The organism is Nocardioides marmotae, assembly GCF_013177455.1.
GTDB lineage: Bacteria > Actinomycetota > Actinomycetes > Propionibacteriales > Nocardioidaceae > Nocardioides > Nocardioides marmotae.
On record NZ_CP053660.1, the window covers coordinates 223,891 to 249,923 of the forward strand.

General features: G+C 75.3%; 24 protein-coding genes. 11 read left to right on the top strand and 13 right to left on the bottom strand.

The annotated features are described in order from the left end of the window. Positions 1-29: 29 nt before the first annotated feature. From HPC71_RS01075 to HPC71_RS01105, 7 genes are all read right to left on the bottom strand, one after another. Positions 30-1,664: a solute symporter family protein gene (locus HPC71_RS01075; RefSeq protein WP_154613370.1), complete on the bottom strand. Its 1,635-nt coding sequence runs from the start codon at positions 1,662-1,664 to the stop codon at positions 30-32. Further along, positions 1,664-2,053 (bottom strand): DUF485 domain-containing protein, encoded by a 390-nt coding sequence (locus tag HPC71_RS01080; RefSeq protein WP_253943850.1) that lies wholly within the window; start codon positions 2,051-2,053, stop codon positions 1,664-1,666. The genes HPC71_RS01075 and HPC71_RS01080 overlap by 1 nt, the downstream gene beginning before the upstream one ends. Before the next feature lie 295 nt (positions 2,054-2,348). Continuing rightward, entirely contained in the window at positions 2,349-3,863 is a 1,515-nt protein-coding gene (locus HPC71_RS01085; protein ID WP_171895961.1) for a sodium/solute symporter, read from the bottom strand. Further along, positions 3,860-4,306: a hypothetical protein gene (locus HPC71_RS01090; protein WP_195849501.1), complete on the bottom strand. Its 447-nt coding sequence runs from the start codon at positions 4,304-4,306 to the stop codon at positions 3,860-3,862. Before HPC71_RS01090 ends, HPC71_RS01085 begins: the two co-directional genes overlap by 4 nt. Next, positions 4,303-5,052 carry a LytR/AlgR family response regulator transcription factor gene (locus HPC71_RS01095; RefSeq protein WP_171895962.1) on the bottom strand — a complete coding sequence of 250 codons (750 nt, stop codon included), beginning with the start codon at positions 5,050-5,052 and terminating at the stop codon, positions 4,303-4,305. The genes HPC71_RS01090 and HPC71_RS01095 overlap by 4 nt, the downstream gene beginning before the upstream one ends. A gap of 10 nt (positions 5,053-5,062) precedes the next feature. Next, on the bottom strand, positions 5,063-6,178 hold the full coding sequence (locus HPC71_RS01100) for a sensor histidine kinase (RefSeq protein WP_171895963.1): 1,116 nt from the start codon (positions 6,176-6,178) through the stop codon (positions 5,063-5,065). Between the two features lie 22 nt (positions 6,179-6,200). Then, positions 6,201-7,079, bottom strand: a complete 879-nt coding sequence (locus tag HPC71_RS01105; protein ID WP_154613371.1) for a class I SAM-dependent methyltransferase — start codon at positions 7,077-7,079, stop codon at positions 6,201-6,203. Positions 7,080-7,114: 35 nt separating this feature from the next. On the opposite strand from HPC71_RS01105, the gene HPC71_RS01110 reads away from it, so the two are divergent. Continuing rightward, positions 7,115-7,834, top strand: a complete 720-nt coding sequence (locus HPC71_RS01110; protein WP_171895964.1) for a Fic family protein — start codon at positions 7,115-7,117, stop codon at positions 7,832-7,834. 294 nt (positions 7,835-8,128) lie between these two features. Here HPC71_RS01110 and HPC71_RS01115 read toward each other — a convergent pair whose 3' ends face one another. Beyond that, a complete protein-coding gene (locus HPC71_RS01115) occupies positions 8,129-8,926 on the bottom strand; it encodes an HAD family hydrolase (RefSeq protein ID WP_154613373.1) in 798 nt (265 codons plus the stop codon). Positions 8,927-9,051: 125 nt separating this feature from the next. On the opposite strand from HPC71_RS01115, the gene ssd reads away from it, so the two are divergent. The 7 genes from ssd (at position 9,052) to HPC71_RS01150 (ending at position 14,054) form a co-directional block, all read left to right on the top strand. Then, the gene (ssd, locus tag HPC71_RS01120; RefSeq protein ID WP_171895965.1) at positions 9,052-10,110 is read left to right on the top strand and encodes a septum site-determining protein Ssd; all 1,059 of its coding nucleotides are present in this window, start codon (positions 9,052-9,054) and stop codon (positions 10,108-10,110) included. Continuing rightward, positions 10,107-11,291: a TadA family conjugal transfer-associated ATPase gene (locus HPC71_RS01125; RefSeq protein WP_171895966.1), complete on the top strand. Its 1,185-nt coding sequence runs from the start codon at positions 10,107-10,109 to the stop codon at positions 11,289-11,291. The genes ssd and HPC71_RS01125 overlap by 4 nt, the downstream gene beginning before the upstream one ends. Next, the gene (locus HPC71_RS01130; protein WP_154613375.1) at positions 11,288-12,199 is read left to right on the top strand and encodes a type II secretion system F family protein; all 912 of its coding nucleotides are present in this window, start codon (positions 11,288-11,290) and stop codon (positions 12,197-12,199) included. Before HPC71_RS01125 ends, HPC71_RS01130 begins: the two co-directional genes overlap by 4 nt. Then, the gene (locus tag HPC71_RS01135; RefSeq protein WP_171895967.1) at positions 12,196-12,912 is read left to right on the top strand and encodes a type II secretion system F family protein; all 717 of its coding nucleotides are present in this window, start codon (positions 12,196-12,198) and stop codon (positions 12,910-12,912) included. Before HPC71_RS01130 ends, HPC71_RS01135 begins: the two co-directional genes overlap by 4 nt. 137 nt (positions 12,913-13,049) lie before the next feature. Continuing rightward, positions 13,050-13,271, top strand: coding sequence for a DUF4244 domain-containing protein (locus tag HPC71_RS01140; protein WP_154613376.1), 222 nt, complete (start codon positions 13,050-13,052; stop codon positions 13,269-13,271). Positions 13,272-13,339: 68 nt separating this feature from the next. After that, positions 13,340-13,678, top strand: a complete 339-nt coding sequence (locus HPC71_RS01145) for a TadE family type IV pilus minor pilin (RefSeq protein WP_171895968.1) — start codon at positions 13,340-13,342, stop codon at positions 13,676-13,678. Between the two features lie 34 nt (positions 13,679-13,712). Beyond that, complete coding sequence (locus HPC71_RS01150; protein ID WP_187811057.1) at positions 13,713-14,054, top strand: Rv3654c family TadE-like protein; 342 nt, start codon at positions 13,713-13,715, stop codon at positions 14,052-14,054. Between the two features lie 173 nt (positions 14,055-14,227). On the opposite strand, the gene HPC71_RS01155 is transcribed toward HPC71_RS01150, so the two are convergent. After that, positions 14,228-16,522, bottom strand: a complete 2,295-nt coding sequence (locus HPC71_RS01155; protein WP_154613395.1) for a DEAD/DEAH box helicase — start codon at positions 16,520-16,522, stop codon at positions 14,228-14,230. A 187-nt stretch (positions 16,523-16,709) separates the two neighbouring features. On the opposite strand from HPC71_RS01155, the gene HPC71_RS01160 reads away from it, so the two are divergent. Both HPC71_RS01160 and HPC71_RS01165 read left to right on the top strand, forming a co-directional pair. Continuing rightward, positions 16,710-17,048 carry an anti-sigma factor antagonist gene (locus HPC71_RS01160; RefSeq protein ID WP_171895970.1) on the top strand — a complete coding sequence of 113 codons (339 nt, stop codon included), beginning with the start codon at positions 16,710-16,712 and terminating at the stop codon, positions 17,046-17,048. A 272-nt stretch (positions 17,049-17,320) separates the two neighbouring features. Continuing rightward, entirely contained in the window at positions 17,321-19,765 is a 2,445-nt protein-coding gene (locus HPC71_RS01165; RefSeq protein ID WP_154612761.1) for a sodium-translocating pyrophosphatase, read from the top strand. Between the two features lie 104 nt (positions 19,766-19,869). On the opposite strand, the gene HPC71_RS01170 is transcribed toward HPC71_RS01165, so the two are convergent. Continuing rightward, positions 19,870-21,219, bottom strand: coding sequence for an Ig-like domain repeat protein (locus tag HPC71_RS01170; protein WP_154613378.1), 1,350 nt, complete (start codon positions 21,217-21,219; stop codon positions 19,870-19,872). A 130-nt stretch (positions 21,220-21,349) separates the two neighbouring features. Beyond that, on the bottom strand, positions 21,350-22,915 hold the full coding sequence (locus HPC71_RS01175) for an Ig-like domain repeat protein (RefSeq protein WP_154613379.1): 1,566 nt from the start codon (positions 22,913-22,915) through the stop codon (positions 21,350-21,352). Positions 22,916-23,167: 252 nt separating this feature from the next. On the opposite strand from HPC71_RS01175, the gene HPC71_RS01180 reads away from it, so the two are divergent. Next, the gene (locus HPC71_RS01180) at positions 23,168-24,646 is read left to right on the top strand and encodes a N5-glutamine methyltransferase family protein (RefSeq protein ID WP_171895971.1); all 1,479 of its coding nucleotides are present in this window, start codon (positions 23,168-23,170) and stop codon (positions 24,644-24,646) included. On the opposite strand, the gene HPC71_RS01185 is transcribed toward HPC71_RS01180, so the two are convergent. Next, positions 24,621-25,334 carry a hypothetical protein gene (locus HPC71_RS01185; protein WP_154613380.1) on the bottom strand — a complete coding sequence of 238 codons (714 nt, stop codon included), beginning with the start codon at positions 25,332-25,334 and terminating at the stop codon, positions 24,621-24,623. The two genes, HPC71_RS01180 and HPC71_RS01185, sit on opposite strands and share 26 nt — an antisense overlap. Next, positions 25,331-25,882 (bottom strand): RNA polymerase sigma factor, encoded by a 552-nt coding sequence (locus tag HPC71_RS01190; protein ID WP_171895972.1) that lies wholly within the window; start codon positions 25,880-25,882, stop codon positions 25,331-25,333. The genes HPC71_RS01185 and HPC71_RS01190 overlap by 4 nt, the downstream gene beginning before the upstream one ends. Positions 25,883-26,033 lie beyond the last annotated feature (151 nt).

Here is a 26,033-nt window from a genome sequence, read left to right on the forward strand (position 1 = left end):
CGCTGGGGCACACGACCCGAGGTGTCGCTCTAGTGCTGCACGGCCTGCTCGGCGCCGGCGCCGGTCAGGGCGCGGACCTCGAGCTCGGTGTAGCGGTCCTCCGCGCTCGGCTCGCGGCTGGTGACGGTGCCGAGCCAGCCGAAGAAGAAGCCGAGCGGGATCGACACGATGCCGGGGTTCTCCAGCGGGAACCACGAGATGTCGATGCTGGTCGGCAGGAGCGAGAGGTTCTTCCCGGTCGGGTCCAGGCCCTTGCCCGAGACGACCGGCGAGAAGATCACCAGGCCGACGGCCGAGATCAGGCCGCCGTAGATGCTCCACAGCGCGCCGCGGGTGTTGAACCGGCGCCAGAACATGTTGTAGATGATCGTCGGCAGGTTCGCCGAGGCGGCGACCGCGAAGGCCAGCGCCACGAGGAAGGCGATGTTCAGGCTCTGCGCCGGGATGGCCAGCAGGATCGAGACCAGGCCGATGCCGGCGGCCGCGTAGCGGGTCACCTTGATCTCCTGGTCCTCGGTCGCGGTGCCCTTCTTGATGACCGAGTTGTAGATGTCGTGGGCGACCGAGGCCGACGAGGTCAGGGTCAGGCCCGCGACCACGGCGAGGATCGTCGCGAACGCCACCGCCGCGATCAGCGCCAGCAGGATGGCCCCTCCGGTCGATCCGGCCCCGCCGCCGACGGACTCGGCGAGCAGCGGAGCGGCCAGGTTGCCCGAGGCGTCGAGCTCACCGGACTCGCGCAGGCCCGGGATGTCGAGCAGCGCGGCGGCACCGAAGCCGAGCACCAGCGTGAACAGGTAGAACACGCCGATCAGCCCGATCGCCCACAGCACCGACTTCCGCGCGTCCCGCGAGGTCGGCACGGTGTAGAAGCGGATGAGGATGTGCGGCAGGCCGGCGGTGCCGAGGACCAGGGCGATGCCGAGGCTGATGAAATCGATCTTGCTGGTCGCGGTGGCGCCGTACTTCAGGCCCGGCTCGAGGAACGCCGAGCCCTGGCCGGAGTTGCTGGCCGCGGCGCCGAGGAGCTCGGAGAGGTTGAAGTCGAACTTCGCGAGCACCAGCACGACGATCAGCGCCGAGCCGGTCATCAGCAGGACGGCCTTGACGATCTGCACCCAGGTGGTGCCCTTCATGCCGCCGACGGTGACGTAGAAGATCATCAGCGCGCCGACGCCGAAGATGACGATGTTCTTGACCGCCTGGTCGTCGACGCCGAGCAGCAGGGCGACCAGCGCGCCCGCGCCGACCATCTGCGCGAGCAGGTAGAAGATCGAGACGACGACCGTCGAGGTCGCCGCGGCCATCCGCACCGGGCGCTGCCGCATCCGGAAGGCCAGCTGGTCGGCCATCGTGTAGCGCCCGGAGTTGCGCAGCATCTCCGCCACGAGCAGCAGCGCGACGAGCCAGGCGACGAGGAAGCCGATGGAGTAGAGGAAGCCGTCGTAGCCCGAGAGCGCGATCGCACCGGAGATGCCGAGGAACGACGCCGCCGACATGTAGTCGCCGCCGATCGCCAGGCCGTTCTGCACCGGGGAGAACGAGCGGCCGCCGGCGTAGAAGTCGTTGGTGCCGGAGGTCTGGCGGCTGGCCCAGAAGGTGATGCCGACCGTCAGCGCGACGACGGCGAGGAAGAGGATCGTGGTGAGCACCTGGTCGTTCATCAGTGGTCCTCTCCCTCGTGGTGCCGGCGCGGGGAGTGCGTGCCGTGCTGGGCGACGTACTCGTCGTTGAGCTCGCGGGCCAGCGGGTCGAGCTTGCTCTCGGAGAAGCGGGCGTAGAGGAACGCCAGCCCGAAGGTGGTCACGAACTGGAGCAGCCCGAAGACCAGGGCGACGTTGATGTTGCCGACGACCTTGGTGTCCATGAAGCCCTCGGCGTAGTTCGACATCAAGATGTAGAGCAGGTACCACGCCAGGAACGCGGCGGTGGCCGGGAGCACGAAGCCCCGATAGCGCTTGCGCAGCTCGTGGAACTCGGGTGCGGCGGACAGCTGGTCGTAGACCGGATCGTGGCGGGTCGCCTGGTCCGGCACCTCGGGCGGTGTGGTCACCTCGGGGCCCCTCTCGTGGCAGGTGTGATCGGCGTCACCGTAGGAGTGGCCGCGGTCACGTCGGCAGCCCTGCGCCGGGGTGGGTCGCCCAATGGCGAGCGGTCGTCGGTGAGCGGTCGGTCGGGCGCGACGAACGGTCGGTCCGGGAGCGGGTGCCGGGACCGCGTGAGCGCCACCCGCGCGCCCGCCGAGCGCCTCCGGGCCGGCGCCTGACGGCCGAGTCGGCACTTCTGACGGCCGAGTCGGCACTTCTGTCCCGACTCGATCGCATCAGGTCCCGACTCGGCGGACGGCGTCAGCCGCGGTCGAGGTCGAGCGCCTCCGGCGTGTGCAGCCGCACCATGAACCGGCGGGTGTGCGCGGGGACCCGCGCCCGGGTGGCCAGCGAGACGCCGACCATCGTGGCGAAGGCGAGCGGCACCGACCACGCGGCCGGCTGCTCGACCAGCACCGTCGGCCACCCGTCGGGCGCAGCGGCCGCGAGGGTCGCCACGACCGCGGCGCCCGAGCCGAGCCCGCCGACGGCCAGCCCGGCGATCGCGCCGGCGGCGGTGAGCCCGCGCCACCAGATGCCGAGCACCAGCAGCGGGCAGAACGTGGAGGCGGCGACCGCGAAGGCGAGCCCGACCGCCCGGGCCACCCCGACGTGCGGCGCGGCCAGCGCCATCAGCAGCGGGACGACCACCGCGACGACGGCGCCGACCCGGAAGGCGGTCACGCCCGCCAGCCGCCGGCCGCGCCAGGACCGGCCGGTGACGTCCTGGGACAGCACGCCCGCGACCGCGATCGAGAGCCCCGAGGAGGTGGAGAGGAAGGCCGCGAACGCGCCGGCGGTGACCAGCCCGGTCAGTGCCTCGCCGAGCAGCCCGGGGACCATCAGCCGCGGCAGCTCGAGCACCAGCACGTCGGAGCGTCCGGCGGCGGCCAGCTCGGCGGCGTACGCCCGGCCGAGCGCGCCGTAGACCGGCGGCAGCAGGTAGAACAGCCCGAGCAGCGCGAGCACGACGAGGGTGGTGCGGCGGGCGGCGCGGCCGTCGGGGTTGGTGTAGAAGCGGACGACCACGTGCGGCAGGCCCATGGTGCCGAGGAAGGTCGCGACGACGAGGGAGTACGTCACGTAGAGCCCCGGCCCGCCGCCGGAGGCCAGCGGCGCCGACCAGTCGTCGGCGGGCAGCGCCGGCGAGGCCCCCGGGCGGCCGTCGGAGAGCCAGACGGTCACCAGGACGGCGGCGGGCAGCAGCAGCGCCCACAGCTTGAGCCAGTACTGGAAGGCCTGGACGAAGGTGATGCTGCGCATCCCGCCGGAGCTGACGTTGGCCAGCACGACCGCGCCGACGACCACCGGTCCCACCCACGTCGGCGCCCCGACCGCCGAGCTCAGCGTGATCCCGGCGCCCTGGAACTGCGGGTAGAGGTAGAGCAGCCCGATCGCGACCACCAGCACCGAGCAGACCGCCCGCACCTGCCGGGAGCCGAACCGCGCCTCGGCGAAGTCCGGCAGCGTGTAGGCACCCGAGCGGCGCAGCGGGGCGGCGACCAGCACGAGCAGGACGAGGTAGCCCGCGGTCCAGCCGATCGGGTACCACAGCATGTCGGCGCCGAAGGTCAGCACGAGCCCGGCGACGCCGAGGAACGAGGCGGCCGAGAGGTACTCCCCGCCGATCGCGCTCGCGTTCAGCCGCGGCCCGACCGAGCGGGAGGCGACGAGGAAGTCGCTGGTGGTGCGCGAGACCCGCAGCCCCCAGGTGCCGATGGCCAGCGTCGCCACCGCGACCAGCACGACCGCGACGATGCCCGGGGCGCTGGTCACTCCCCGACCTCGCTCATCAGCTCCAGGAAGTCGGCCTCGTTGCGCTCGGCACGCCGCACGTAGCGCCAGCCGAGCAGCACCAGCACCGGGTAGACCAGGACGCCCAGCAGCAGCCACGGCAGCGGAGCGCCCAGCAGCCGCACGTCGGTCAGCCCGGGCCACAGGTGGAAGGCCAGCGGCAGCGACCCGACCGTGCCGGCCAGCACCGCGAGCACCCGCACCGCCAGCCACAGCTGCTCGCGCAGCAGCGAGCCCATGTAGACCTCGCCCAGCCGGGTCTCGGCGTCGATGTCGCGCGTCCGCGCTCCGGGGGTACGCCGCCGGGGCGGGCCGGTCACCCGGACCCGCTCGACCCGCACCCGCTCCACGCGGACCCGCTCGACCTTGGCCCGCTCGACCTTGGCCCGCTCGGGCCGGGCCTGCTCGGGCGGGGGGCTGGTCATGCCCCCGACCGGCGCAGCAGCAGGTCGCGCAGCTCGCGGGTGTGCCGGCGGCTCACGCCGAGCTCGGTGCCGCCCGACACGACGACCGAGCAGCGCCCGGCGTCCATCCGCAGCTCGGCGACGTGGGCGAGGGAGACCAGCAGCGAGCGGTGGATGCGCACGAAGCCGGCCGGGCCCCACTCCTCCTCCAGCTGGGAGAGCGGGGTGCGCACCAGGTAGGACCCGCCCGTCGCGCCCTCGCGCACGTGCAGCCGGGCGTAGTCGCCCTGCGCCTCGACGTGGCTGATCGCGGAGCGGTCGACGAAGCGGGTCACCCCGCCCCGCTCGACCGCCACCGAGACGTCGTCGCGCGCGGGCGCCGGGTCGCCCCCGGACCCCTGCTGCCCGCGGGTCGCCTCCACCACGCGACGTACCGCCTCGGCCAGGCGGTCGGCGCGGACCGGCTTGAGGACGTAGTCGACCGCGCGCACGTCGAAGGCCTCGACCGCGTGCTCCTCGTGAGCGGTGACGAAGACGATCGCGGGGGGCGTGCGGAAGCGGCCGAGCACCGCGGCGAGCTCGAGGCCGGTGAGGCCGGGCATCTGCACGTCGAGGAAGACCACGTCGACGTCCGTCTCCTGGAGGATCCGCAGGCTCTCGGTCGCGGAGTCGCTGGCCAGCACCTCGCGGATCCTGGCGTCCTGGCCGAGCAGGAAGCGCAGCTCGTCGAGCGCCGGCCGCTCGTCGTCGACCACGAGTGCTCTCATGGGGCGGCTCTCACGGGTGCACCCCGGGGGCGAACTTCGGCACCCGCACGACGACCTTCGTGCCGGCACCGGGGGCGGTCTCCACGACCAGACCGAAGTCGTCGCCGAAGGCGTTGCGCAGCCGCGCGTCGACGTTGCCGAGCCCGACGGAGTCCAGCGAGGCATCGCCGGCCAACGCGCGCCGTACTCGCTCCGGGTCCTCGCCCACGCCGTCGTCCTCCACCTCGATCACGCACTCCTGGCCGCGGTCGTGCGCGGAGATGCGGATGTGCCCGACGCCCTCGGCCGACTCCAGGCCGTGCCGCACGGCGTTCTCGACGAGCGGCTGGACGCAGAGGAAGGGTACGGCGACGGGGAGCACCTCGGGGGCGATGCCGAGGGTCACCTGGAGCCGCTCGCCGAACCGCGCCTGCTCGAGCAGCAGGTAGCGCTCGACCGAGCGCAGCTCCTCGGCCAGCGTGGTGAAGTCGCCGTGCCGCCGGAAGGAGTAGCGGGTGAAGTCGGCGAACTCCAGCAGCAGCTCGCGCGCCCGGTCGGGGTCGGTGCGCACGAAGCTGGCGATCGCGCCGAGGGAGTTGTAGATGAAGTGCGGGCTGATCTGCGCCCGCAGCGCGCGCACCTCGGCCTCCATCAGCCGGCGGCGCGAGGCGTCGAGCTCGGCGAGCTCGAGCTGCCCGGAGACCCACTGGGCGACCTCGTCGGTGGCTCGGGCGAGCCCGGCGGTGGGGTAGGGCGCGAAGGCCTGGAGCGTCCCGACCACCCGCTCCTCGACGACCAGCGGGGAGACCACCGCGGTGCGGACCGGGCAGCCGGCCTCGGCGCACGGCAGGTCGGCGCGGTCGAAGCTGCGGGTGGCGCCGCGCTCGAGCGTGGCGACGGCGAGCGCGGGGGAGCGGCCTTCGTGGTGCTGGCCGGTGCCGTCCCAGGCCAGCAGCCCGGCGGAGTCGGTGAGCGCGAGCGCCGGCGTGCCGAGCAGCGCCCGCAGGTGCCGGATGCTGCGCTCGGCCGAGCCCGGGGTCAGCCCCTCGCGCAGGGCGGGGCTGGCGAGGGAGGCGGAGTGCAGCGCGCGGAACGTCGCCCGGTCGGCCTCGCTGCCGAGGTGGGTGCGGCGCCAGGCACGGACCACGGTCTCCCCCTCGCCCCGGCGATCAGCGGAAGTCGATGAGGAGCATGTCGGTGTCGGTGCCGTCGGAGATGGTGTCGGTCATCGGGTCCCGCTCGCCCTCCGGCTCCTCGGCGCTCCCGTCGTCCTCGCGGACGACCGTCGCCCGGAAGCACCGGGCCAGGTAGGGCAGCTGCATGCCGTCCATCCCGCGGCCGTACTCGTCGTAGAACCCCACCACCTCGGCGAGCTTCGCCGCCTGCGCCTCGGGGTCGAGCGTGGCGACGTTGGACCGGGAGAGCGCGAGGTCGCGGATCGAGTGCCGGTCGACGACCTGCCAGTGCTTGAAGGAGGCGTCCTCGACGAAGCCGAAGTGGGGGGAGGTGACCACGGCCGCGGCCGGGTCGTCGCGGTGCTCCTGGGTGCCGATGAGGGCGCCGAGCCGGCGCACCCACGGGACCCGGTGGTCGGTGAGGTTCCAGACCAGCGCGAGCCTGCCGCCGGGTCGCAGCACCCGGGCGATCTCGGGCAGCGCCCGCTCGTGGTCGAACCAGTGGAAGCACTGCGCGGCCACCACGACGTCGACCGAGGCGTCGGGCAGCGGGAGGTCCTCGGCCGGCGACTCGCTGACCGGCACGTCGGGCAGGTCCCGCTTGAGCACCGCCAGCAGCGCCGGGTCGGGCTCGGTGGCGTGCACGTCGTGACCGAGCCCGGCGAGGACCTTGGTCAGCTTGCCGGTGCCGGCGCCGACCTCGAGCACCGTGCAGGCCTCGGTGCCGGTCAGCCAGGCCGCCGCCTCGCGGGGGTACGACGGCCGGCCGCGGTCGTAGGCGTCCGCCACGGCGCCGAAGGAGCGCGCGAGGCCGGTCGCCGGTCCGGTCGCCGGTCCGGTCGCGGGGCTGGTCGCGGGGGGCTGGTCTGCCATCGGCCCGAGGTTACCGGCTGCGTACCCTTCTCGGAGTGACCGCCGATCCGCTCGCCTGGCTGGTGTCCCTCGAGGGCGTGCCGTCCGCCTACGCCGCCGTCCGCGACGGCATCGACGCGATGCTCCGCGACCGCGGCCTGCGGCGCACGAGCCCCGAGATGACCGGGGAGTCGCTGCTCCGCGGCGCCCACGCGAGCGCCGTGCTCGAGGGGTCGGCCTCCTCGCTGGAGGAGGTCCGCGCCGGGTCCGGCGACGCGATCGCCCAGGACGCCGTGCGGGTCTCCACCGAGATGCTCGGCCTCGCCCCGCTGCTCTCCCGCTCCCCGCTCCAGGCCTTCGCCCGGCTGCACGCGCTGGCCGCCCGCGGCACGCTGGCCGACGACGAGCTCGGCCGCCCGCGCGACGCGGAGTCCGCGGCCCGGCTGCGCGACATCGCGACCCTGCTGACCAGCACCACCGAGGCGCCCGCGCTGCTGCTCGCCGCGGTCGTGCACGCCGACCTGGTCTCGACCTCGCCGTTCCCCTCCCACAACGGGATCGTCGCCCGCGCGGTCGAGCGGCTCGTCCTGGTCGCCCGCGGGGTCGACGAGAAGTCGCTCGTCGTGCCGGAGGCCGGCCACCTCGCCAACCGGGCGGCGTACGAGTCGAACCTGCGCGGGTACGCCGGCGGCACCCGCAACGGCGTCCACTCCTGGCTGCTCTACGCCCCCGAGGCGTACGCCGCCGGCGCCGACGCCAGCCCGCTGCGCGACTGAGGCGCCGGGCGGACTCCCGCGGACCCGACGGTCCGGACATGCAGGTGGCACCCGAATCGAACCTGCACTCGAGTGCCACCGCCTGACACGTTGACCGTGGCTACCAAGCGTGCATCTCAGTTGCTGCCGCGGAAGTCTTCCGAGTGCAGGCGCCCTGAAAAAGGGTGGATCGCCGCGTGGGTACCTCGGTCCCCGTGTACGTCTGTGGAGTTCTAGCTCCCGTTGTACGCCCGTCCGGCAGCCCGATCAACCCCTTGACATCGGGGCTGTGGAGTGGATCGGCGTGTCGCCCGCTCAGGCCTCGAGGCGGCGTCGGCGGGCGTTGGCCCACAACACCCCGCCGACCGCGGCCATGCCGCCGACGGCCAGGGCCGCGAGCGTCGGGCCGGCCGGCGGGAGCGGCACCCGGCTGCGCAGCGCGACGGGCTTGACGAAGACCAGGACGGGCCACCCCCGGCTGGTCGCGACCTTGCGCAGGTCGCGGTCGGGGTTGACGGCGTACGGGTGGCCGACGGCCTCGAGCATCGGCACGTCGGTGATGGAGTCGCTGTAGGCGTAGCACTCCTCGAGGTCGTAGCCGCGCTCCTCGGCGAGCTGCCGGACGGCGTTCGCCTTCTCCTCGGCGTAGGCGTAGTACTCGATCTCGCCGGTGTAGTGCCCGTCGACGATCTCCAGCCGGGTGGCGACGACGTGGTCGGCGCCGAGCATCGCGCCGATGGGCCCGACCACCTCGCTGCCGGAGGTGGAGACGATGACGACGTCGCGCCCGGCGAGCCGGTGCTCCTCGATGAGGGAGACGGCCTCGTCGTAGACCAGCGGGTCGACGACGTGGTGGAGGGTGTCGGCGACGATCTCGCGGACCGTCGCGACGTCCCAGCCGCCGACGAGCTGGGAGAGGAACTGGCGCAGCTTCTCCATCTGGTCGTGGTCGGCGCCGCCGACGAGGTAGACGAACTGCGCGTACGCCGAGCGCAGCACCGCCCGGCGCGAGATCAGGCCGCCGGCCTGGAACGGCTTGCTGAAGGCGAGCGTGCTCGACTTGGCGATGATCGTCTTGTCGAGGTCGAAGAAGGCCGCGGCCGGGCGGGACATGGCGCCATCGTAGGCCGCGCGGTCCGGGGCCCGGAGGAGTCCACAGCACGCGGACGCGCGGCCTCCTCCACAACCCGGCGTCGCTCGGCCCGGGGTCGTCGGCGCGAGCGGGAACGGTTCCCGCCATGCACGCACCTCTCCTCGCCACCGCCGATCCCGCGCTCCTCGACGACCTGAGGCGGCTCGCCGCGGCCGCCGGCGTCGACGCCGAGTCCGCCCCCGACGCCGTCGCCGCGCTGCGCCGCTGGACCGGTCCACCGCTGGTGCTGGTGGGCGCCGACCTCGCCGGGGAGCTCGCCCACCTCGGGCCGGCCCGCCGGGCCGGCGTGCACGTCGTGACCTGGGGGACGCCGGGGGAGCCGGACTACCGCGCCGCGGTGGGGGTCGGCGCCGAGTCCGTGCTGGGGCTCCCGCAGGCCGAGCACCGGGTGACCGAGGTGCTGTCCGACGTGGGGGAGGCCGGGCCGGCGCCCGGGGTCGTGCTCGGGCTGCTGGGTGGCTCGGGCGGGGCGGGGGCGACGACGTTCGCCTGCGCGCTGGGCCAGGTCGCCGCCCGCACCGGGCGGGCCCTCGTCGTCGACGCCGACCCCCTGGGCCCGGGGGTGGACCGGGTGCTCGGGCTCGACGGGTGCGAGGGCTTCCGGTGGGACGCCCTGTGCCGCACGACCGGTCGGCTCGGCGGCCGGGCGCTGCGCGAGGCGCTGCCGCGACGCGGCGGGCTCGGCGTGCTGGGGTGGTACGCCGGCGCGAGCGAGCCGCTGCAACCCGGCGCGGTCCGCGAGGTGCTCTCCGCGGCGCGGCGCGGCCACGACGCCGTCGTGGTGGACCTGCCGCGCTCGGTCGACGGCCCGCCGGGCTCGGCCACCGACGAGGTGCTCGCCCGGTGCGACCAGGTGGTCGTGGTGGTCCGGCCCACCGTCGCCGGCGTGTCCTCGGCCGCCCGGCTGTGCGCCCGGCTGCCCGACCGGGACCGGGTGCGCCTGGTGGTCCGCGGCCGGGGCGTGCCGCCGGCCGAGGTCGCCGGCGTGTGCGGGGTGCCCGTCGTCACGACCCTCGCGGACCAGCGCGGGCTGCACGAGTCCATCGACCTTGGTCTCGGTCCGGTCCGCTCCCCGCGGTGCCACCTCGGCCGGGCGGCGGAGACCGTCCTGGCGCGGATCGCGGTGCTGGGCGTGGCGGCGTGAGCCCGTCCCCGGCCGGCGGCGAGGTGGCCGCCGAGGTGGTCGAGGCGGTCCGCGAGCGGCTCGCGCGCACGCCCGGCGACCTCACCCCGCACCGGGTCGCCGAGGCCCTGCGCGACGCGGGCCGGCCCGTCGGCGACGCGGCGGTGCTCGCGGTCCACGACGCGCTGCGCCGCGACGTCCTGGGCGCCGGGCCGCTCGAGCCGCTGCTGCGCCTGCCCGGGGTGACCGACGTGCTGGTCAACGGCCCGGACGCGGTCTACCTCGACCGCGGCGAGGGCCTGGAGCGCACCGACGTCCGCTTCCCCGACGACGCGGCCGTACGCCGCCTCGCGCAACGCCTCGCAGGGCTCGGCGGCCGCCGGCTCGACGACGCGGTGCCCCACGTCGACCTCCGGCTCGGCGACGGCTCCCGCCTCCACGCCGTGCTCGCGCCGGTGGCCCGGCCCGGGACCACGATCTCCCTGCGCGTGCCGCACGCGCGCTCCTTCACCCTGGCCGAGCTGGTCGCGGCCGGCACGCTGACCCCGGAGACGGCTCGGCTGGTCCGCGCGGTCGTCGACGCCCGGCTGGCGTTCCTCGTCACCGGTGGCACCGGCACGGGGAAGACCACGCTGCTGAGCGCCCTGCTCGCCCTCGTCGACCCCGCCGAGCGGCTCGTGGTCGTCGAGGACTCCTCCGAGCTGCGGCCCGACCACCCCCACGTCGTCGGGCTGGAGGCGCGCCCCGCGAACGTCGAGGGCGCCGGCGAGGTGGGCCTGCGCACCCTCGTGCGGCAGGCGCTGCGGATGCGCCCGGACCGGATCGTGGTCGGCGAGGTGCGCGGCGGGGAGGTCGTGGACCTGCTCGCCGCGCTCAACACCGGCCACGACGGCGGCTGCGGGACCTTGCACGCCAACTCCGCGGTCGACGTGGCCGCCCGCGTCGAGGCCCTCGCGCTGGCCGGCGGCCTGGACCGGGCGGCCGCCCACAGCCAGCTCGCCTCCGCCCTCGACGTGGTGCTCCACCTCGTCCGGCCCCGCGGCGGGCGCCGCCGCCTGGCGCAGGTCGCGGTGACCGAGCGCCGCCCCGACGGCACCGTCGGGCTCGTGCCGGCGGTCGAGGCCGCCGCCGACGGCACCGTCCGCGCGGGGCCGGGCGCCGACCGGCTCGAGGAGCTGCTCGACCGCCGGGGCGCGGCGTGAGCGTCCTCGGGGTCGGGGCGGGGCTGCCGGGGGTCGTGGTGTCGGGTCTCGTGCTGCCTGGTCCCGCGCTGCCTGGTCTCGTGCTGCCGGGGTCGGTGGCGGGGGTCGCGCTGCCGGCGGCGGCGCTCGCGGCGGGCGCCGCGGTGCTGCTCCTGGTGCCCGGCCCGACCCGGCTGGCCGGGCCCGCGGCGGGCCGCCCGGGCTCCTCCTCCGCCGCCTCCGCCTCGCGGTTGCCGCTCGGCCTCGCGGCCCCGCTGGCCGGTGGCCTGCTGCTCCTGGGCGCGGGGGTCACGACGACGGCCCTCGCCCTGGTCGCGGCGCTGGCCGCGCTGGGCGGCCGGTCCCTCGTCCGCAGCCATCGGCGGCGCCGCGCCGCGGTCGTCGCCGGCGAGCAGGTGCTCGAGGCGTGCGAGCAGCTGGCCTCCGAGCTCGCCTCCGGCCAGCCGCCCGGCGCGGCGCTGGAGCGGGCCGCCGTCTCCTGGCCGGCGCTGGCGCCGGTCGCCGCGGCGCACCGGATGGGCGCGGACGTGCCGTCGGCGCTGCGGGAGACCGCCGCCCTCCCGGGGGCGGGCGACCTGCGCCTGGTGGCGGCGGCCTGGCAGGTCGCCTCGCGCACCGGGCAGGGCCTCGCCGACGCCGTCGACCGGGTCGGGGCGGACCTCCGGGCCGCGGGGTCGACCCGCCGCATCGTCCGGGGCGAGCTGGCCTCCGCGCGGGCGACGGCGCGGCTCGTCGGCTGCCTGCCGGTGCTGGCGCTGCTCATGGGGTCGGGGGCGGGCGGCGACCCGTGGGGCTTCCTGCTCGGCCACCCCGTGGGGCTCGCCTGCCTCGCCGCCGGTCTCGCGCTCGGGTGGGCCGGCCTGGCCTGGATCGAGGCGATCGCCCGCGACGTGGACGGCGCGACGTGAGCCCGGTCGTGCTGGCCGCGCTCGCGGCCGGCCTCGCCGCGGCCCTGCTGCCGCCGGCCCGCGAACGGCTGCCCGCCACCGGCCCGCCCGTGCCGGCCGCGGTCGAGGCGGGCTGGATGCGGCGGCAACGACCCGCGCTCGCGCTGCTGACCGGTGCGTCGGCGTACCTCTTCGTGGGCGGGCCGGCCGCTCCCGTCGCCGCGGTGGCCGCCGCGGTCGGCGCCTGGGTGGCGCTGGGCCGCGCGGAACCGCCGCAGGCCCGGCGGCGGCGCGAGGCCGTGCGCCGGGAGCTGCCGCACGTGGTCACCCTGCTCGCGACCGCGCTGCGCGCCGGCTCGGCGCCCGGCGAGGCGGTCGACCTGGTCTGCCGCGCGCTACCGGGTCCGGCCGCCGACCGGCTCGCCCCTGCCGCCGCCCGGCTCGCGCTCGGGGTGGACCCGGCGACGGTGTGGTCGGGCCTCGGGGGCGACGCCGAGCTCGCGCCGCTCGGGCGGGCCCTCGCGCGGGCGCACGCCACCGGGGCGCCGGTCGTGGCCGCGGTGGAGCGGCTGGCCGACGAGCTCGCGGCTCGGGCCCGGGCCGAGGTCGAGGACCGCGCGCGGACGGTCGGCGTACGGGCCGCTGTCCCGCTGGGGCTGTGCCTGCTGCCCGCCTTCCTGCTCGTCGGCATCGTGCCGCTCGTCGCGGGCCTGCTGGGTGAGCTGACCCGGTGACCGGCCCGTTCGCGTCCACAGCCGGCGCTCGTGCACCCGGGTGCACACCCGGCCGCCGACAGCCCGGCGGGCGGGCGTGCCGCGCCGCACGCTCGTCCCACCCGGCCACGACCGTGGCCCGTCCCGAAGGAGCACGCATGTCCCTCCCGAGCACCCGCCGCCGCACTGGAAGCCGGCTGCCTCGTCCGGCCCGGCCGACCCGTCGTGAGGACGGCATCACGACCGCCGAGTACGCCGTCGGCACGGCTGCCGGCGCCGGCCTCGCCGGCCTGCTCTACAAGATGCTCAGCGGCGGCTTCGGCAACGAGCTGCTGAAGACCCTGTTCGACCACGTCCTGGGCCTGCTGGGCATCGGATGAGCCGCCGCACCGGCCGCGGGCGTGGTCTGGGGACCCGGACCCGGACCCGCCGACGCGACGACCGGGGGATGGCGACCGCCGAGCTCGCGCTCGTGCTGCCGGCCCTCGTCGCCGTGACCGCCGGGCTGGTCTGGCTGCTCGCGGTCGGTGCGGCCCAGCTGCGGGTGGTCGACGCCGCCCGGGAGACCGCGCGGGCCGCCGCGCGGGGCGACGACGCCGCCGCGGCCGTCGCCCGTGGGGAGCGGGTCGCGCCGCCCGGCGGCCGGGTCGTGCTGCGCCGCTCCGGTGGCGAGGTCATGGCCGAGGCGACCGGGGAGGTCGACGGCCCCGGCGGGTTGTTCGACTTCATGCCGGCGATCACGGTGCACGCCACCGCCCACGCGCTGGACGAGGCGGCCCTCCCGTGAGCCGGCCGTGACCCGGCCGCGATGGGGGCCGGCGGTGGACGAGCGAGGGTCGGTCACCCTCTTCGCGGTCGGCTGCCTGGCGCTCCTGCTGCTCGTGGGCTCCGCGCTCGGTGTCGTCGCCGCGATGGTCGGCGCCCACCGCACGGCCCAGTCCGCGGCCGACCTGGCCGCCCTGGCCGGCGCCGCGACCGTCGCCGCTCCCGGACGGGGCGACCCGTGCGCCGCGGCAGCCGCGATCGCCGGCCGCAACGGCGCCGTACTGCTCACCTGCACCGTCGAGGGACGCGAGGTCCGCGTGCGCGCCGAGGCCCCCGGCCCGCGCTGGCTCGGCCAGGTCGCCGACCTCGCCGCCGACGCCCGAGCCGGCCCCGCCTGAGGGCCGCGGCCGGTCCCCGGTTCGGCTCGGCTCGGGCTCGGCTCGGCTCGGCTCGGCTCGGCGGGCCTGTCCGAGCTGCCCGGATGGCCACGCTGGAGAGTGTCGGTTCGGCTGCATACCTTGATGGACAGCCGCCCCGGGGAGCACCCGGCCGCGCCGGAGCGGCCCCGGGCTCAGCCGTCGCCGAGCAGCACGTCGAGCAGGGCGGCGGCGCCGTGCTTGTCGAGCGGGTTGTTCTGGTTGCCGCACTTGGGCGACTGGATGCAGGAGGGGCAGCCCTCGTCGCAGGCGCAGGAGCGGATGGCGTCGCGGGTGGCGCCCAGCCACTCCCGGGCGGCGGCGAACCCGCGCTCGGCGAAGCCGGCACCGCCGGGGTGGCCGTCGTGGACGAAGACGGTGAGCATGCCGGTGTCGGCGTGCAGGGCGGTCGAGACGCCGCCGATGTCCCAGCGGTCGCAGGTGGCGAAGAGCGGGAGCAGCCCGATCGAGCAGTGCTCGGCGGCGTGGGCCGCGCCGGGCAGGTCGCGCTTGTCGAGACCGGCCTCGACCAGGGCGTGCTCAGGGACGGTCCACCACACGGCGGTCGTGCGCAGCGAGCGGGCGGGCAGGTCGAGCGGCTCCTCGCTGACCACCTCGCCGCTGGGCTGGCGCCGCTTGAGGTAGGAGACGACCTGGTGGGAGACGTCCACGTCACCGAGCGCGAGCCGGCAGTCGCCCCAGCGCTGGGCCTCGCGCTCGGCCACGATGGTGATGTCGGTGACCTCGCGCGCGGAGGTGGAGTAGTCGACGTCGGTGCGGTCGATCACCGCGACGTGCTCGTCGAGGTCGAGGGCGGAGACGAGGTAGGTCTCGCCGCGGTGGACGTAGACGGCGCCGGCGTGGGCGGTGCCGTGGGCGCTGGAGGCATCGACCGTGCCGACGACCCGGCCGGTCCCGCCCTCGACCAGCTGCACCGGGCGCCCGCCGGCGGAGCGGATGTCGGCCAGGTCGGCGGCCCGGCGCCGGTCGGTCCAGAACCAGCCGCGGGGGCGCTTGCGCAGCAGCCCGGCCGCCGTCAGCTGGTCGACCACCGCGGGCGCGGTCGGGCCGAAGAGGTCCAGCTCGTCGGCGGCGAGCGGGATCTCCTGCGCGGCCGCGCACAGGTGCGGGCCGAGGACGTAGGGGTTGCCCGGGTCGAAGACGGTCGCCTCGACCGGTCGGCCGAGCAGGGTCTCGGGGTGGTGGACGAGGTAGGTGTCCAGCGGGTCGTCGCGGGCGACGAGCACGCCGAGAGCGTCCTGCGCGCCGCGGCCGGCCCGGCCGACCTGTTGCCACAGCGCGGCGCGGGTGCCGGGGAAGCCGGCCATCAGCACGGCGTCGAGGCCGCTGATGTCGATGCCGAGCTCGAGCGCGTTGGTCGCCGCCATCCCGGTGATCTCGCCGCGCCGCAGCGCCTGCTCGAGGGCGCGCCGCTCCTCGGGCAGGTAGCCGCCGCGGTACGACGCGACCCGCCCGGGCAGCGAGGGGTCGACGTCGGCGAGCAGCTCGGCGGCGGTCATCGCCACCTGCTCGGCGCCGCGCCGGGAGCGGATGAAGGCCAGCGTGCGGACGTCCTCGGCGACGAGGTCGGCGAGCAGGTCGGCGGTCTCGGAGGAGGCCGCCCGACGCACCGGGGCGCCGTTCTCGCCGGTGTAGGAGGTGAACGGCGGCTCCCACAGCGCCAGGGAGACCTGGCCGCGGGGCGAGGCGTCGCCGGTCACCGCCAGCACGTCGAGCCCCGTGAGCCGCCCGGCCGCGACCTCGGGGTCGGCGACGGTGGCCGAGGCGAGCACGAACGTCGGCGACGCGCCGTACGACGCGCACACCCGCCGCAGCCGCCGCAGCACGTGGGCGACGTGGGCGCCGAAGACCCCGCGGTAGTGGTGGCACTCGTCGACCACGACGTAGCGCAGCGAGCCGAGGAACTGCGCCCAGCGCTGGTGCCCGGGGAGCAGCGAGCGGTGCAGCATGTCGGGGTTGGTCAGGACGTACTCGGCGTGGTCGCGCGCCCAGTCGCGCTGGTCGCGGCCGCTGTCGCCGTCGTGGGTCGTGGCGCGGACCCCGAGCCCGAGCTCGGTGACGCCGGCGAGCTGGTCCTGCGCCAGGGCCTTGGTCGGGGCGAGGTAGAGCACGGTCGCGCCGCGCTGCCCGCGCCGGCCGCGACCGGCGAGGACGTCGGTGAGGGCCGGGAGCTGGTAGGCCAGCGACTTGCCCGAGGCCGTGCCGGTGGCGAGCACGACGTGCTGCCCGGCGTGCGCGGCGTCGGCGGCGACGGCCTGGTGGCGCCAGGGCAGCGCCACGCCGCGGGCCCCGAACGCCTCGACGACCGCGGGGTCGGCCCAGGCCGGCCAGTCGGCGGTCACGGCCGCGCGCGGGGGCAGGACCTCGAGGTGGGTCAGCCGGCCCTCCCGGCCCGGGACCGAGGCGAGCCGGTCGACCAGGTCGGCCATCGCGGGCCGGTGCGCAGCGGTCGAGGTCACCACGCCAGTGTCTCAGGGGCCGGGGACAGGAGCCTTCTTTACTGACTTTGTGCACCGCCCCGGTCGGCCGTGGTTTGATAGTGCGGGCCGAGTGTCGGGGAGGGGATAGGAACCCCGTACAGTCGCCCAACGACCGGACAGTCTCCAGGGAGAGAACGTGGACCTGACTCTTGCGACGCGCGACGTCGATGGGACGACCATCGTTGCCGTCGGTGGCGAGATCGACGTGTACACGGCTCCCAAGCTGCGCGACAAGATCACCGAGCTGGTCGCCGATGGCGTCTACGACCTCATCATCGACATGGAGGCCGTGGAGTTCCTCGACTCCACCGGGCTCGGCGTGCTCGTCGGCGGCCTGAAGAAGGTCCGCGCGCACGACGGCTCGCTGCAGCTGGTCTGCACCCAGGACCGCCTGCTGAAGATCTTCCGGATCACCGGCCTGGCGAAGGTCTTCGTCATCCACGACTCCGCGGACGCCGCGCTCGCGGGCAGCTGAGGTCTCCGACCCGCACCACGAGCACCACGCGTCTCACCCGCTCCACCGCCCGGCCGCGCCCCTCGGGGACGCGGCCGTCGTGCGTCCCGGCCCGTCCCCGCCCGTCCCCGCCCGGCCGCGCCGTGCCGCGGCCCGCGACGCGCCGGGTGATTCGGGCCCCGTCGTCGCGCCCCGGGGCGCCGCGGCGTGCGTAGACTCCCGCTCGATCGTGACCTGGATCACGTCGACGCCGCTGCCGGCGTGATCGCATCCCTCACCTCAGGAGGTAGCGCATGACCGGGATCCATCCCGCCGTCGCGGTGGAAGGGGGGAACCTCGTCCTCGTCCTCGTCGTCGCACTCATCGCGCTCGGCGCGCTCGCGATGGCGGTGATGTTCCGCCAGGAGGTCCTCGCCGCCCCCGAGGGCTCGCCGAGCATGAAGGTGATCGCCACGGCGGTCCAGGAGGGGGCCAACGCCTACCTCCAGCGCCAGTTCCGCACGCTGGCGGTCTTCGCCGTGGTGGCGTTCTTCCTGCTCCTGGTCCTGCCCGCCGACGACGCGCTCGTCCGGGTCTTCCGATCGGTCTTCTTCCTGGTGGGCGCGGGCTTCTCCGCGGCCATCGGCTACCTGGGCATGTCGCTCGCGGTCCGCGCGAACCTGCGCGTCGCCGCCGCGGCGGAGAACACCGGCCGCGAGCCGGCGATGAACATCGGGTTCCGCACCGGCGCGGCCGTCGGCATGGCCACGGTCGGCCTCGGCCTGCTCGGCGCGAGCACCGTCGTGCTGTTCTTCCAGGACGAGGCCCCCGACGTCCTCGAGGGCTTCGGCTTCGGGGCCGCCCTGCTGGCGATGTTCATGCGCGTCGGCGGCGGCATCTTCACCAAGGCCGCGGACGTCGGGGCCGACCTGGTCGGCAAGGTGGAGAACAACATCCCCGAGGACGACCCGCGCAACGCCGCGACCATCGCCGACAACGTCGGTGACAACGTCGGCGACTGCGCCGGCATGGCCGCCGACCTCTTCGAGTCCTACGCCGTCACCCTGGTCGCCGCGCTGATCCTCGGCTCGCAGGCCTTCGGCGACAAGGGCCTGGTCTTCCCGCTGCTCGTCCCGGCGATCGGCGCGCTCACCGCGGTGGCCGGTGTCTACCTGTGCAAGCCCCGCGTGGGTGAGAACGGCCTGACCACCATCAACCGCGCCTTCTACATCTCCGCCGGCGTCGCGGCGCTGGCCTGCATCGTGCTGTCCTTCGTCTACCTGCCGACCAGCTTCGACGACCTCACCGGCATCCCGCCGGGCGGCAGCCCGCTCGACCTCGCCTTCGGGTACGACGCCGCCGACGGCAACCCCGCGCTGATCGCCGCCCTCGCGGTCGTCATCGGCGTGGTGCTCGCGGCCGCGATCCTCGCGCTGACCGGGTACTTCACCGGCACCGAGTTCAAGCCGGTCAAGGACGTCGGCAGCACCTCCCTCACCGGGCCGGCCACCGTGATCCTCTCCGGCCTCGCGGTCGGCTTCGAGTCGGCGGTCTACACGACGCTGGTCATCGGCGCCGCCGTCTTCGGGGCGTTCCTCCTCGGCGGCGGGTCGCTCTCGATCGCCCTGTTCGCGGTGGCGCTCGCCGGATGCGGGCTGCTGACCACGGTCGGCGTCATCGTCGCGATGGACACCTTCGGGCCGGTCTCGGACAACGCCCAGGGCATCGCGGAGATGTCCGGCGACGTGGGCCCGGAGGGCGCGCAGATCCTCACCGAGCTCGACGCGGTCGGCAACACCACCAAGGCGATCACCAAGGGCATCGCGATCGCGACCGCCGTGCTGGCGGCGAGCGCGCTGTTCGGCTCCTACATCGGCACCGCGATCGACAAGCTGCTCGAGATCGAGGGCAGCGAGGACGACAGCCTGAGCTTCTTCGTCTTCAGCCCCGACGTGCTCGTCGGCCTGCTCATCGGCGTCGCGGTGGTCTTCCTCTTCTCCGGCCTCGCGATCAGCGCGGTCGGCCGGGCCGCCGGCGCCGTCGTCTACGAGGTGCGCCGCCAGTTCCGCGAGATCCCCGGGATCATGGAGGGCACCGGCCGGCCGGAGTACGGCAAGGTCGTCGACATCGTCACCCGCGAGTCGCTGCGCGAGCTGGCCACGCCCGGCATCCTGGCGATCCTCGCCCCGATCGCGGTCGGGTTCGGGCTCGGGGTGGGCCCGCTGGCCGGCTTCCTCGCCGGCGCGATCGGCGCGGGCACGCTGATGGCGGTGTTCCTCGCGAACGCCGGCGGGGCGTGGGACAACGCCAAGAAGCTGGTCGAGGACGGCCACCACGGCGGCAAGGGGTCCCCGGCCCACGAGGCGACGATCATCGGCGACACGGTCGGCGACCCGTTCAAGGACACCGCGGGCCCCGCGATCAACCCGCTGATCAAGGTGATGAACCTGGTCTCGCTGCTCATCGTCGGCGCGGTCGTCTCGCTCACCCTGGGCGAGGACGCCAACCGGCCGCTGTCGATCGTCATCGCGCTCGTCGCGGCGGCGGGCATCGCGGCCGCGGTGGTCGTCTCCAAGCGCCGCTCGGTCGTCATCGGGGACGACGACGGCAACCCGGCCCCGCCCCCGGCGCCGCCCGCCCCGCCGACCGGCGCCACCGACCCGGCCGTCGGCCCGGTCGGCGACCCGGTCGGCGATCCGGCCGGTGGTCCGGTGCTCGACGACCACCCGACGCGGCCCTACCAGTCGCCGACGCCCTAGTCGGAGACAACCGGCCGAGCACACACCTTGCCGGACACATCTGGGCACCACGCACGAGAGCCCCCGACGCGACCGCGTCGGGGGCTCTCGTGTGGTGCTGGGTCCTACTTCTTCTTCAGCACCGTCAGCACGACCACGGCGGAGCGGGAGCCGGCGGTGGTGCTGCTGCCGGCGTACACCGCGCGCAGCTTGTGCTTGCCCGGCTTCAGCTTGGGCAGGGTGACCGACTTCCGGCCGTTGTCGGAGGCGCGGACGACGTACTTCTTGATCGCCTTGCCGCGGTTCAGCACGGTGACGGTGCCGGCCGGGGTGAGGCCGTCGGCGCCGAGGCGGATCTTCAGGACGCCCTTGGCGCCCTTGGCGACCTTCTTCTTGGCCAGTCCGACGGTGACGGTGGTGCCGACCTTGGCGACCTGCACCGGGTCGGTGCTGGCCCGGCCCGGCTCGTAGCCGACCCGGGTGGCCGCGACGGCCGCCCAGACCTGCTGGCCGGCGTCGGCGCCGCGCACGACGTACGTCGAGCCGGTCTCACCGAAGATCTCCTCGCTGCCGCGCATCCACTGGTAGGCGAACTGCACGGTGCCGGTGCCGCTCCAGGTGCCGGGGTTGACCGACAGGGTGCGGCCGACCACCGCCGCGCCGCCGAGGGTGGGGGCGCCGATCGCGGTCGGCGCGTCGCCGAGGGCGGGGGTGACCTCGGCGGTGGAGACCGTCGAGAGCTCGCCCTTGGTGCCGGTGGCCCGGAAGGTCAGCGCCTTCTGGCCGTCCTCGGGAGCGACGGTGTAGGTCTCGGTGGTGGCGCCCGGGATCGGGACGCCGGAGCGCAGCCACTGGTAGGTGGTCGTGACGCCGCTGTCCTCCCAGGTCGGGGCGGTGCCGGTGAGCACCTGGCCGACCTTGGCCACGCCGGTGACGGTCGCCGCGGTCTTCACCTTCGGCGCGGACGCCTCGGCGCCGGGCAGCTGGATCGCCGAGGTGATCATCTCCAGCGGCAGGAACCCGAGGACGGTCGTGGTGACCTTCGCCGCGACCTGGCAGCCCTGCTGGGCCTCGGTCGGCACGAACTGCCACGGGTCGGCGCCCGCGGGCAGCGTGATGAGCGAGCCGTCGCAGAGCCAGGAGACGTCGAAGGACAGCAGCTTCTGCAGGTCGATCGGCAGCATCGCGAAGAGCGGCTTGGTCAGCTTGAGGACCTCACCGAGCCCCGGGATGGTCTCCAGCGAGAGCGCCGGCGGCGTGCTCGGCGACGGCAGCCCGGGCAGACCCGGGAGCTCCGGCAGGCCCGGCAGACCAGGCAGACCCGGGAGCTCCGGCAGGCCAGGGATCGGCAGCTTCGCGGCGGACGGTGCCGCAGGCGCGGCGTGCGCCGGGGCGATGGCGGAGCCCGCCACCAGCCCGGTGCTGATCAGTGATGCGGTGGCGACGGCGCTCAGGGCGCGCTTGTACGACGGCATGTATCCCTCCCATGGCGGCGGCCCCTGAGGGGGCGCCGGATCGATGCTTCCCGCCGGTGACGGTACGGCGGGGAGTGACGCAGGACACGCGGATCAGCCGCGCACCCCTGGTGGTCTGGACCGGTCGAGGTCACTTCTTCTTCTTGAGCACCGTGAGCACCAGCACGGTCGAGGTCGACGGGGCGGTCGTCCGCGACCCGACGTAGCTGACCTTGATGCGGTGCTTGCCGACGCCGAGCCTGGGCAGCTTGACGGTGCGGTTGCCGGCGACCGAGATGGTGCGGAGCAGGCGCCCGCCGGCGTGGATCCGCACCTGGCCGGTCTGGGTGGCGCCGGCGGCCCGCAGCGCGATCCGCAGCTTCGCCTTCGTGCCCTTGCGGACCTTCGCCTTGACCAGCCGGGCGGTGGTCGTCGAGGAGAGCCGGGCGATCGTGACGGCGCGCGAGGTCTCCGAGGACTCGGTGAAGCCGGGGGCGGTCGCGGTCACCACGACGGTCAGCGTCCGGCCGATGTCGGCGACCTGGGCGACGTACGTCGGCGAGGTCGCGCCCGGGATGGTGATGCCGTCGCGGCGCCACACATAGGTGAAGGTCGCGTCGGGGGCGCTCCACGTGCCGGGGGTGGCGGTCAGGGTCCGGCCCACGACGGCCTGGCCGGAGATGGCGGGCGGCGCGACGGCGCTGATCGGCTCGGGTGCGCCGACCGCGACCGGCGCGGTGGTGGCCGTGCCGGCGGCGTACCCGGTGCGGGTGCCGGTCACCTTGACCGACAGCGCGGTGCCGGCGTCGGCGTCGGTCACGACGTACGTCGCGGCGGTGGCGCCGGCGATCGGCTGGCCGTCGCGCAGCCACTGGTAGGTGGTGGTGATCGGACCCGTGCCCGACCAGGTCGGCGCGCCGACGGTGAGGGTCTGGCCGACCTGGGGCGTGCCGGTGATCGCGGGCTGCGCGCTCGCGGTGGGGGCGTCGCCCTGCTGGACGGTGACCGCGGTGCTCGTCGAGACGGCCGGCTCCGGCGCCTTGTCGCGGGTGCCGGTCGCGCGCACGGAGAGGGCCTTGCCGAGGTCCTCGACGGTCGGGACGTACGTCGCTGCGGTGGCGCCGGCGATGGCCGTGCCCGCCCGCAGCCACTGGTAGGTGGTGACGACGTCGGTCGCGTTCTCGTCCCACACCGGCGGCGTGGCGGTCAGCGCGGCCCCGACCTTCGCGGTCGCGGGGATCGCGACGGCCTTCGTCTCGACGGGCGTCTTCACCGCCCCGGGAAGCCCGGGGATCTGGACCGCGCTGGTGATCCGCTCGAGCGGCGTGCCGAGGACGGTGGTGACGATGCGGGCGGCGACCAGGCATCCGGCCTGGGCCTCGCCCGGCGCGAAGTCCCACAGGTTCTTGGTCCCGGGGATGACCTCACCGTTGCACAGCCACTCGATGTCGAGGCTGATCAGCCCGAGGAGCGGGTCGAGGACGGGCTTGGTCACCTTGAGCACGTTGCCGACGCCCGGGACGATCTCGAGCCCGCCGAGCAGTCCCCGGACGATGTCCACGAGGGGGTCGAGGATCCCGTCGCTCGAGGTCGCCACGGCGGCGGGGGCCGGCGTGGCCGGTGCGGCGCCGGCGGAGGCGGCGGTGCCCAGGGCGAGGCCGGAGGACAGCAGGGCGGTGGTGGCGAGCGCGCTCAGGGCGCGGTGGTGCGCGGGCATGCGGGGGGTTCCTCCCGTTCGGACGTCCGGGCGCGAAGGCCCGGACGTGGGGGTGCGCGGCGCGCCGCGCGCCGCAGGTGTCGTGGGTCTCGCGGGGAACCTAGGGGCGAGGCGCGCCGGTAGGTGGTCTCTTTGATTCCAGACGGACCGATCGGCCTAGCCCGTTCGGGCCATGGGCGTCGTCCGATCCACCCGATCGACTGACCCGTCCGGGCGGTCGGATGTGGTTCGCGAGGGCCTAGGCTCCCGTCGGTGAGCACCTCCGAGTCCGACCTGCCGGCCCGTCTGCGCGGCGCACTGACCGTCGCGGGGTTCACCTACGACGCCGTCGCCGAGCTGCTCGGCCCCGAGGCCCACGCCGCCCTCGGCCGCAACGAGACGACCCCCGGCCTGCGCCGCACCCAGGGCGGTTCGCCGCTGGAGACGCTGGTCCGGCTGTTCCTCCTCCAGGCCCCGGTCGAGCTGTCGGCGGCCGAGCGCGCGCTGCCCGACCTCGTCGACCGGCTCGCCGTCGAGGGGCTGCTCGACCAGATGGTGGGCGAGGTGGCCGCGCGCCTCGACATCCGGCCGTACGCCGCCGACGGCCGCGACCTGTGGGTGGTCAGCGACCTCACCCCGGGCCTCGACGGCGGGCCGCAGCTCGTCGGCCCCGACCACGTTCTCGGCATCAGCTCGGCCTCGACCTCGCTGGCGCAGTTGACCATGCGCGAGCCGGTCGGCCGGGCGCTCGACCTCGGCACCGGCTGCGGCGTCCAGGCGCTCCACCTCGCCACCCACGTCGACCGGGTCGTGGCCACCGACGTCAACCGCCGCGCGCTGTGGGCGACCCGCTTCAACGCCGCGCTCAACGGGGTCGCGGACCGCATCGACGTGCGCGACGGGTCCTACTTCGAGCCGGTCGCCGGCGAGCTGTTCGACCTGATCGCCACCAACCCGCCGTTCGTGATCTCCCCGGCCACCGGCGAGCGGCTGGTCTACCGCGACTCCGGGCTGCCGGGCGACCGCGTCGTGGAGGACATCGTCCGCGCCGCCCCGACTCACCTCGCCGACGGCGGTTGGTGCCAGGTGCTCGCGAACTGGGCCGTCGTCGAGGGCTGCCCCTGGGACGAGCGGCTCGCCCCGTGGCTCGCCGAGGACTGCGACGCGCTCGTCGTGCAGCGCGAGCTGCTCGACCCGGCGGCGTACGTCGAGCTGTGGCTCAAGGACGCCGGCCAGCACGGCGCGCCGGACTACCTCGTGCGCTACGACACCTGGCTCTCGTGGTTCGAGGAGCAGGGCATCGAGGCGATCGGCTTCGGCTGGATCAACCTGCACAAGGTGGGCCCGGGCGCGAGCCGGCGCACCTTCTTGGACTGGCCGTACGACGTCGAGCAGCCGATCGGCCCGGCCATCGCGGCCTGGGGCGGGACGGGCACGGTGCCGGTCGGCCCCGAGGCGGTGCTCCGCACCCGCGAGGACGTCCGGCAGGAGACCGTGGGCCCCGTGGGCGCCGAGGACCCCGAGACGATCGTGCTGCGCCAGCAGCGCGGCTTCCGCCGCGCCCGCCGCGCCGACACCGTGGAGGCCGCCCTCGTCGGCGCCTGCGACGGCGAGCTGAGCGTCGGGCAGATCCTCGACGCCGTCGCCCAGCTCACCGACCGGGACCCCGCCGAGACCCGCTCGACCTACCTGCCGGTGGTGGCCGAGCTGGTCGAGGAGGGCTTCCTCACCGCAGGTCCAGCCCGCCCCTGAGGGGCATCGAGGGCCGCCCCTGCAGCTCGCTGCCGAGCACCACGTCCGCGGTGAGGGCGAGGGTCGGCTCCGGGCCGCAGGTCGCCTCGTCGACGCGGACGGTGCCGCTGGCCTCGCCCTCCGCGCTGGAGAGCTCGTTGGGGCGGCCGGCGCCGTCGTCGTCGATCGCGAAGAACAGCAGCACCGGGTAGGTGCCGGACCCGCCGGGCCCGTCGACCGGGAGCTGGTAGGGCTTCCCGAGGTCGACGGCGTCGGTGCGGACCTCGAGGTAGAGGAACGGCTCGGACAGCACCGGCTCGCTCCACTCCTCGTCGGCGTCGCGGGTCACCACCTGCTCGTTATAGGCGGTGAGCAGCCCGTCGAAGCAGGTCAGCTCCACGCCCTCGAAGGTGTGGGTGGTGCCGTCGGCGAGCGTCGTGGTCAGGGCCGGCGGCTCCGGCTGGCTCGCGGCGTCGACCACGCGGTCGGGGTCGCCGCCGGTGGTGACCGCGGCCGCGCCAACCCCGCCGACGAGGGCGAGGGCGGCCACGCCGGCCGCGGCGCGGCGTCGCCGGCGGCGTACCGCGATCCGACGCAGCACGCGCTCGGGGCCGTCGGCGGGCGGGCGCACGCCGGCGCCGAGCCGGTCGTAGGCGTCGTGCAGGGTGGGATCGTGCCGGGCGGGGTCGTGCTCGGTGGACTCGTTCATCGCACTGCGTCCTCTCGTCGGGTCGCGCCCGGGACGGTGGGGAGGTGGTGGCGGGCGTGGTCGCGCAGCCGCTCGGTGCCGCGGGAGAGCTGGCTCTTGACCGTGCCCTCCGAGCAGCCCATCCGCTCGGCGATGCCGCGCACGTCGAGGTCCTCGACGTAGCGCAGCGCGAGCGCGGTCCGCTGGCGCGGGGTCAGCGTGGCCAGTGCCTCGACCAGCCAGCCCTCGGCCTCGCCGGCGTGGCGCACGGGCCCGTCGGCGCGCTCGCCCCGATCGCCGGCACCGACGAGGGCGGGCAGCTCGCGCCGCAGCCGCCGGATCCGGTCGATGTTGAGCCGGACCATCACGGTCCGCGCCCACGCCTCGGGCACGTCGGGCCGCCGCCGGTCCGACCACCGCTCGCCCAGCCGGGCGAGGGTCTCCTGGACGAGGTCCCACGCGTCGTGCGGGTCGCCGGTGAGGGCGTGCGCCAGGCGCAGGAGCGCCCCCTGGTGCGCGACCACGAAGTCGGCGAAGTCCGGCTCGTCGGCCGCTGCGCCTGCTGCCACGTCTGTCTCCCTCTCGGTCCTGCTGTCTGTCCTGGACGTCACTGTCTCCCTGTTGACGGCGGGGCGCGCCGAAACGTTGAGGGTCGTGTGTCCCACGTCGCGATCGGGCGCGTCGTAGGGCACACGACTGCTTCCACCGGCGGCCCCGAGG